Origin of the sequence: Janibacter anophelis NBRC 107843, assembly GCF_001570945.1 — a bacterium.
In the GTDB taxonomy this organism is placed as follows: Bacteria; Actinomycetota; Actinomycetes; order Actinomycetales; family Dermatophilaceae; genus Janibacter; species Janibacter anophelis.
Map to the genome: position 1 here is coordinate 1 of NZ_BCSQ01000090.1, position 7,775 is coordinate 7,775.

Here is a 7,775-nt window from a genome sequence, read left to right on the forward strand (position 1 = left end):
CCACCAGCTGACCACCCTTCGCTGGCTGCCCTTCGAGACGCTCGGCCGCTGACGGCCTCACTCCTCAGGGACCGGAGTTTCCCCACACCACCCCAACCCCACGACCACGGCCCTGAGTCACCACATGACTCAGGGCCGTAGCCCTCCTCCGCGAAGGTGGGGGCGCCTTGACCTCTGCGCGGCGAGGGGCTGCGCCTCGGACGCTCCTACACTTCAGACGTGACCAGAACGGGTGACTCATGAGCCTGGGCCTGGAGCGCGTCGCGCGGATCTTGGACCTCTTCACGTCGGACGTGCCCGAGTGGACGGTCACCGACGTCTGTCGGGCGCTCGACCTGCCGAAGAGCACCGTGTGGGAGTCCCTTCAGGACATGACCGAGGTCGGTCTGCTGCGCAGGGTCGGCCGTGGCAGGTACCGCCTCGGCTGGCGGGCCTTCCAGATCGGTCTGCGGGCCCGGATGACATCCGAGATCTCGGGTCCGGCGTGGGAGACCATGCGCCGACTGGTGGAGACTCACCACGAGACCATGCACCTCGTGTCGCGGTACCGCAGCCACGTGGTCTTCCTCGAGAAGATCGCGCCACCGACCGGTGTCCGCGTGAACCTCGCGCGGGTCGGCGAGCGTCTGCCCGCGCACTGCACGGCCTCCGGCAAGGTGCTTCTCGCGGCCCTGTCCCGATCCGAGCTGGTGGACCTCTACGGAACGGGCCTGCCCTCAGGGTTGACGCGGCGCTCGATCACCGACCTCAACTCCCTTCGCGATGAGCTCGCCCGCGTCGCCGGGCGCGGGTACGCGCTGGACGTGGAGGAGTACGTCGACGGCGTGTGCAGCCTCGCCGCACCCATCACCAACCGCCACGGGGACACCGCCTGGGCCCTCAGCATGTCCTTTCCCGTCGCCCGCCTCGAGTCGCACGGGGATGGGTACGCGCGCGCCGTGGTGGAGGCGGCCCAGCACCTGTCGAACGTCGCCTGAAGAACCTGACGTCGAGGTTGTCCGGCTGGTCCGGACAGCTGATTGCCGTGCCCGAGAGCCGTGATTAGCGTCCCCGGCATTCGGCCACATTTCACGACAACGGAGTTCTGAATGACCCAGGCAACCAGCACGGCAGCACGCCGCATCGGCATCGACATCGGAGGCACCTTCACCGACCTCTTCGTCGTCGAGGCGGACGGCACCTCCCGCATCTTCAAGTCCCCGACGACCCCGCACGACCCGTCCGAGGGCCTGCTGAACGGTCTGGGCAGGGCGGCCGAGAGCTTCGGCCAGTCCCTCACGGACTTCCTCGGTGAGGTCTCGACCATCGTCCACGGCACCACCATCGCCACCAATGCGGTGCTCACCCGGCAGGGCGCGAAGACCGGCTTCGTCACGACCCGCGGGTTCCGCGACCTGCTCAACATGCGTCGCGGCATCCGGGAGCACCAGAACAACTCGAAGTACGCGCCTCCGACCCCACTCGTCCCGCGTGATCTCATCGCCACGGTGCGTGAGCGCACCGACGTGAACGGTGACCAGATCACGCCGCTGGTCGAGGAGGACGTGCGCGATGCCGCCCGGCTCTTCCGGGAGCAGGGCGTCGAGGCCGTCGCCGTCTCCTACCTGTGGTCCTTCCTCAACCCGGAGCACGAGCAGCGGACCGCTCAGATCCTCCGCGAGGAGCTGCCGGGGGTCTTCGTGACGATCTCCAGCGACGTCGTGCCGCAGATCCGCGCCTACGAGCGGCACAGCACCACCGTGCTCAACGCCTTCGTCGGACCGAAGCTGCAGACCTACCTGGCCAACATCAAGCAGCAGCTGTCCGACCGCGGCTTCGGCGGGAGCCTGCTCATCGTGCAGTCCAACGGCGGCGTCATGTCGCCCGAGATCGCCAGCGAGAGCGCCGTCAACGCGCTCATGTCCGGGCCGGCCGCGGCTCCGGAGGCAGCACTGCAGTTCGCCAGCGCCCATGGGTCCGACAACGTCATCACCGTCGACATGGGCGGGACGAGCTTCGACGTCGCGCTGATCCGTGACGGACAGCCACTCCTCACCAACGAAAGCGAGATCGGTGGCTACCGGGTCGCCCTGCCGATGCTCGACATCCACACCGTCGGGGCGGGCGGCGGCTCCCTCGTCTGGGTCGATTCCGGCGGCATCATGCGCGTCGGGCCGCAGAGCGCGACGGCCAACCCCGGCCCGGCGTGCTACGGCCGCGGGGGCGAGAACCCGACGACCACCGACGCCGACCTGCTGATGGGGTACCTCAACCCCGACTCCTTCGGCGACGGTGCCTTCAGGCTCGACGTCGAGGCAGCGCGCACCGCGGTCGAGGAGAAGGTCGCCAAGCCCCTCGGACTGTCGGTCCCGGAGGCCATCTCCGGCATCTCCCGGGTGGTCAACGCGACGATGGCCGAGGCGGTGAGTGCAGTTTCCGTCAAGCGCGGTGTCGACCCCCGCGAGTTCACGATGGTCGTCGCCGGCGGCGCCGGTCCGATCCACGCCGTGCCGATCGCGCAGGACCTCGGCATCGGGCGGATCATCGTCCCGCGCGACTCCTCGGTCTTCTGCGCCGTCGGGACCCTTCTCACGGACCTCAAGCACCTCTACGCCCGCACCTTCGTGTCCGACATCGACTCCCTCGACCTCGACCAGGTCAGCGAGCTCTACCGTGACATGCGGCAGGAGGCCCTGGACACCCTGCAGAGCGAGAACGTCGCGCCGCAGGACGTCGACCTCGTCTTCAGCGCCGACATCCGCTACATCGGGCAGTTCACCGAGATCGAGATCCCGGTGCGATTCGACGGGGAGCTCACGGGAGTCGCCGTCAAGCAGCTGGTCGCCGACTTCGAGGAGCGACACGAGGCCCTCAACGGCTACACGATGCCCGGCGAGGGGACCGAGCTGATCAACGTGCGTCTCACCGCGCTCGGGCGAACGGTCAAGCCCCGGCTCCTCGACACCCCGTCGGCTGGTCCTGACCCGTCGGCGGCGCTCACCGGTCGTCGTGAGGCGATCTTCTCCGGCACGAGCATCCTGACCGATGTCTTCGACGGCCTCGCTCTCCAGCGGGACAACCGGGTCGTCGGGCCCGCCATCATCGAGCAGCCGACCACCACCGTGGTCCTCACCGAGGGCCACGAGCTGACCGTCGACGCCCAGGGCAACTACGTCATCGAGCCGCTCGAGCTCGCTGCCAGCCAGTGACCGGCACCGGTCCGAAAGGAAGACTTCACATGACTCACCCCACCACGGATCCCATCCTCGTCGCCGTCATCGGCAACGCCCTCGACGGCATCACCAGCGAGATGGGCGAGACGATGCTGCGCACGTCCCGCTCCCCCATCTTCGTCGAGGCGCGCGACTTCGCGACCTCCCTCTTCAGCGGCGACGGACGTCTGCTCGCCCAGACCCACTACATCCCGGTCATCGGCGGGGCCACCCCCTTCGCCCTCCGTTCCATCCTCGACATGTTCGGCGACGACGTCCACGAGGGGGACGTCTTCATCCACAACGACCCCTTCGACGGGGGCTCGCACCTGCCGGACATCACCATCGCCCGGCCGGTCTTCTGGGAGGGCGAGCTCGTCTTCTGGGCCACGAACAAGGGGCACAACGCCGATGTCGGCGGCGGGGGCGTCGTCGGGTTCCACCCCGGCGCCCGTGACGTCCTCGAGGAGGGGATCCGCATCCCGGCGGCCCGCATCGTCGAGCGCGGTGAGACGCGCCGGGACATCTGGGAGCTCATCCTGTCCAACGTGCGGATGCGTCCCCTCGTCGAGAGCGTCCTCAACTGCCAGATCGGGGCGACGGCGATCGGCGAGCGTCGGCTGCGCGACCTGCTCACCAAGTACGGCCCTGCGGTCATCGACGGCGCCAGCGAGGAGCTGCTGCGGGCCAGTGCCCGGCAGGTTCGCCAGGAGATCGCCCGGATCCCCGACGGCGAGTACACGGCCGACGCCCTCATCGACAACGACGGCATCGACCGTGATCGCCACTACCGCGTCGCCCTGACGATCCGGGTCGACGGCGAGTCCATGGTCTTCGACTTCAGCGACAGCGACGAGCAGGCCCAGGGCTTCATCAACTCGACCCTCGCCAACACCGTCTCCTCGGCGCACCTGGCGCTCTTCGGCGCGATCGACCCCGACATCCGCTACAACGACGGCGCCATCGAGCCCATCGAGGTCATCGCGCCTGCGGGGACCATCGCCAACCCCCACGCACCGGCTCCCGTCGCCGCGTGCACGGTACCCACCTGCGAGGCCATCGCCTCGGCCGTGTGGGTCGCACTCTCGCAGGCGATCCCGGAGCGGACGCACGCCGGCTGGGCCCGGTGGTGCACGCCCGCGACGATGGGGATGAACCCGCGGACCGGGAGGCACTTCGGCGACCTGCACTTCCTCGGCAAGGGCGGCAGCGGCGCCACGGAAGGTTTCGACGGCTGGGACCACCTGTCCCCCTCGAACACGCTCGGCGGGCTGCGCACGCCCGACCCGGAGCTGCACGAGCTGGACACGCCGTACCTGCTCGAGGAGCTCGAGTACCTGCCGGACAGCGCGGGCGGCGGCCAGTGGCGCGGCGGCCTGGGGGTCCGGTACCGGTGGCGGGTGCTCACCGACGGCGTGACCTGCGCGACGTACGGCAGCGGGTTCATGCCCGAGACCGCTCCGGTCGGCCTGCTCGGCGGACGCCCGGGCATCGTCCAGAGCCTGACGCTCACGCGCGCCGGAGGTGAGCCGGAGCAGATCGCGTCCAACGCCTTCTACACGCTCAACGAGGGTGACGTCTTCGAGGTCATCGCGAGCGGTGGCGGCGGCTTCGGCAACCCGCACCTTCGGCCCGTCGAGCTCGTCGTGCGCGACTGCCGGCAAGGCGTCGTCTCTCCCGAGGCGGCTCGCGAGGTCTACGGCGTCGCGGTCGACCCGGTGTCCAAGACGCTGCTCGAGGACGAGACCGCCCGGCTGCGCGCCGCAGTCTGACGACCACCCAGGAGAAGGGAGCCAGACCATGGCCCAGATTTCGCTCGCCGTCGCGGCGAGTCACGCCCCCGGCCTCATCGGGATGTTCGACGTCGCTCCGGAGCAGTCCCAGCGGGTCGTCAGCTCCGCCTACGGTGAGCTGGCCCGACAGATCCGGGAGGCTGACCTCGACGTCATCATCATGATCGCCAACGACCACATGGCGAACAACCGGATCCGCGAGTACCCCGACTTCGTCGTCGGGTTGGCCCCGGAGCACCGTGGCCCCGCGGAGTTCTTCAAGGACTGGCTCGGGTGCGGTGAGTACGCCGTCCCCGGCCGGCCCGACGTCGGCACCGAGATCCTCAACGGCCTGAGCCGACGGGGAGTCCGCGTGACCGCCTCGCGGGAGAACCTCAACTTCGACGACAACGTCTCCGTCCCCGTCGTGAAGACGCAGATCGAGTCGAGCGGGGTGGCGCTCGTGCCCATCCTGCAGAACGTGACGGTTCCACCCTTCCCCGATCAGGACCGGTGCTACGAGATCGGCCGACACCTGGCCGAGGTGATCCGCGAGGACCTGCCGGACGACCTGCGGGTCGGGCTCTTCGCGACGGGCGGGATGAGCCACGAGCCCGGTGGGGTGCGTGACTTCTGGATCGACGAGGACTTCGACCGCTGGTTCCTCGGTCTGCTGTCCAACGGCGACCACGACAAGGTCCTTCGCGAGATCAGCGTGGACCGCCTCGAGGAGGCCGGCAGCGGCGGCACCGGTGAGCTCCTCAGCTGGATCCTCGTCATGGGCGCCATCGGCGAACGTCGCTGCGATGTGCTCGGGTACACCGCGTGGGACCAGTGGCGGTGCGGTATCGGCACCGTCTCATGGGACATGACCCCGGACCCCGTCGGCGCGAAGGGGGGAGACCGGTGAGCCTCGACGACATCAACCTCGCCCTCGTCTCGCACGACCTCGTCCAGGACCTCAAGTGGGACGCCGAGCTGCGGGAGCAGTTCGTCGCGGACGAGGCGAGCGTCCTGGACCGCTACGACCTGACCCCTGCAGAACGCACGGCCATCGAAGAACGGGACTTCCGTGCGCTCTACGACCTGGGCTTCCACCCCTACCTCGGTGCCCAGTTCGCCCGGATCCTCTTCGCGAACAACCGCTCCGGCGCCACGAGTGCCGTCGAGCAGCTCCTGGCCTCCATCCGGCAGGAGCCGCTCGGCGGCCCGGGCACGGTGACGAAGTGAGTGCCGTGAACACCGGTGATCAGGTGGCGGCGCAGTCGGGCAGCCGTCGCGTCCACCGGCTGCCCGCGAGCGAGGAGAGCGTCAGCGTCGGGGTCATCGACCCCGACGCCCCGGCGGCGCTGCACGTCGAGTCGGGCGACGAGGTCGTGCTGTCGACGTGGGGGCACTGGGGCGACCGGGTCACCCCGGAGACGACGATGGCCGACTTCCCCGGCCTGCGCGCCTCCTTCCCCGATGCGCTCGGTCCGCACTCCATCACCGGTCCGATCGACGTCGTGGACGCCCGCCCGGGTGACACCCTCGTGGTCGACGTCCTCGAGCTGACCCCCGGGGATCACGGATTCAACCTCGTCGTCGCGCAGCCCCGCGGCCGGGGAGTGCTGCAGGAGCGCTTCCCGGAGGGCGCGATCCGGCACTTCTCGCTCGACCGCGAGTCGATGACGACGACGTTGGCGGGGAAGGTGACGATCCCCCTTCGCCCCTTCCTCGGCATCATGGGCGTCGCACCGCTCGAAGGGGGGCCGCGCAGCACCGTCGAACCGGGAGCCTTCGGCGGCAACATGGACTTGTCCGAGCTCGTCGTCGGAGCCAGGCTGCGACTGCCGGTCTTCCGGGAGGGCGCGGGCTTCTACTGCGGCGACGCGCATGCCGTCCAGGGCGACGGTGAGGTCAACCAGACCGCAATCGAGACGCGGATGGACCATGTCCGGCTGCGGTTCTCGCTCGAGAAGGGCGCCACGCTGCGGACCCCACGCGTCGAGACCGCGGAGCACCTCGTCACGACCGGCTTCGGAGCCGTCCTCGAGAAGGCGGCCCACGACGCGATCGACGACCTCGTCGACTGGCTCGCCGACCACGGTTTCGCACAGGACGAGGCCTACACGCTGTGCTCGATCGCAGCTGACGTACGGGTGACGCAGATGGTCAACGGTGTCGTCGGGGTGCACGCCGTCATCGACAATCGCCTGGCCACACGATCCGTCGAGGACTCGATGTCATGACCGAGCTGACCTACGCGTCGACCAGCCGGATGGTGCCCACCCGCCGGTGGACCATCCACATCAACGAGGCCGGCGTCGGCAACACCGACACGATCATCCTGCTCCACGGCTCCGGCCCCGGCGCCACCGGCTGGAGCAACTTCTCCCCCAACATCCCCCGCCTCGCGCAGAAGTACCACGTCATCGCCGCCGACATGCCCGGCTGGGGCGAGTCCGACCCCGTCACCTGGCAGGAGCGCGACCACTCCACCGCCCTCGTCGACCTCATGGACGCCCTCGAGATCGAGCGGGCCACCATCATCGGCAACTCCATGGGCGGCGGCACGACCCTGCGCTTCGGCTACGAGCACCCCGAGCGCGTCCACCGCCTCATCACCATGGGCTCCTCCTCCGGCGCCTCGACCCTCATGGGCGCCACCGGCCTGACCGAGGGGCTGAAGGTCCTGCAGAAGGGGTACCGCCAGCCCTCCTTCGAGACCATGCGCGAGCTCGTCGACGTCATGACCTTCAACTCCGACTTCGCCACCGACGAGCTCATCCAGGGCCGCGCTGACATGGTCCTCGCTCACCCGGAGCACGCT

General features: G+C 69.3%; 7 protein-coding genes. All 7 read left to right on the forward strand.

Translation table 11 applies throughout. The annotated features are described in order from the left end of the window. Positions 1-239 precede the first annotated feature (239 nt). Complete coding sequence (locus JAN01S_RS15890; RefSeq protein ID WP_068319728.1) at positions 240-977, forward strand: IclR family transcriptional regulator; 738 nt, start codon at positions 240-242, stop codon at positions 975-977. 111 nt (positions 978-1,088) lie between these two features. After that, a complete protein-coding gene (locus tag JAN01S_RS15895) occupies positions 1,089-3,188 on the forward strand; it encodes a hydantoinase/oxoprolinase family protein (RefSeq protein WP_068319729.1) in 2,100 nt (699 codons plus the stop codon). 29 nt (positions 3,189-3,217) lie between these two features. Beyond that, positions 3,218-4,963, forward strand: a complete 1,746-nt coding sequence (locus JAN01S_RS15900) for a hydantoinase B/oxoprolinase family protein (protein ID WP_068319732.1) — start codon at positions 3,218-3,220, stop codon at positions 4,961-4,963. A gap of 28 nt (positions 4,964-4,991) precedes the next feature. Then, entirely contained in the window at positions 4,992-5,873 is an 882-nt protein-coding gene (locus JAN01S_RS15905) for a DODA-type extradiol aromatic ring-opening family dioxygenase (RefSeq protein WP_068319734.1), read from the forward strand. Further along, positions 5,870-6,193, forward strand: coding sequence for a hypothetical protein (locus JAN01S_RS15910; RefSeq protein WP_068319736.1), 324 nt, complete (start codon positions 5,870-5,872; stop codon positions 6,191-6,193). The genes JAN01S_RS15905 and JAN01S_RS15910 overlap by 4 nt, the downstream gene beginning before the upstream one ends. A 5-nt stretch (positions 6,194-6,198) precedes the next feature. Continuing rightward, the gene (locus tag JAN01S_RS15915) at positions 6,199-7,194 is read left to right on the forward strand and encodes an acetamidase/formamidase family protein (RefSeq protein WP_169797252.1); all 996 of its coding nucleotides are present in this window, start codon (positions 6,199-6,201) and stop codon (positions 7,192-7,194) included. Further along, positions 7,191-7,775: alpha/beta fold hydrolase (locus JAN01S_RS15920; protein WP_068319740.1), on the forward strand; the 585-nt coding region annotated here is incomplete at its 3' end. The genes JAN01S_RS15915 and JAN01S_RS15920, both read left to right, overlap by 4 nt.